We start from the raw sequence: 626 nt of genomic DNA, 5'->3' as shown, positions 1-626 counted from the left end.
CTCTCGGTTTGAACTTTGTATCAGATTTTCAATATGCAGTTTTCAAGGTACATTGCGAAAACAAAATGTTTCGAATGCGTTGAAAGCTTGCTTTCATAAGCCTTCGTAATGTTTTGTTTTCATAACGTGCCTGTACGTGAGTGAGGAAACTTTGTTTCCGAACTGCAATGTACAGTTAACGTGCCTGCACGTGAGTGAGGAAACTTTGTTTCCGAACTGCAATGTACAGCCACTTGACTGACCATTTATCAGTCATTCACAACCTCGATAAGCTCGAACTTATGAATCACTGGTAAAAACCAGTTATATGGAACAGCACTTCCCTGCTGGTGTAGGTTAACACATCCTCATCACAGATAGTTCATCCATTCCGATGTGTCCGTTCTATCTCAAATCGCATTCAGCGAATTGTTTTTAATGGAATCCGGCATCCACCTGCTTTCCCATGCCGTCTCCAGCATAGTATCATCGGCCGCTTAGGTCTTAACCATCGTGTTCGGGATGGGAACGGGTGTGTCCCCTAAGCGCATCGACACCGGAAAGATTTTGAATCCTTAAAGACTCAACAGTACGTAAAACCCTTACTTCTTCTTCCTTAGAAAGGAGGTGATCCAGCCGCACCTTCC

1 rRNA gene is annotated in these 626 nt (G+C 43.8%); it reads right to left on the bottom strand.

Annotation, left to right across the window (positions count from 1 at the left end):
- Positions 1-422: 422 nt before the first annotated feature.
- Positions 423-540, bottom strand: a 5S ribosomal RNA gene (rrf, locus tag DWZ45_RS14410).
- Between the last annotated feature and the right edge of the window lie 86 nt (positions 541-626).

It is taken from the genome of Clostridium sp. AF32-7AC, from assembly GCF_003477925.1.
GTDB lineage: Bacteria > Bacillota > Clostridia > Lachnospirales > Lachnospiraceae > Otoolea > Otoolea fessa.
This window is presented reverse-complemented; position numbering and strand designations above follow the sequence as displayed.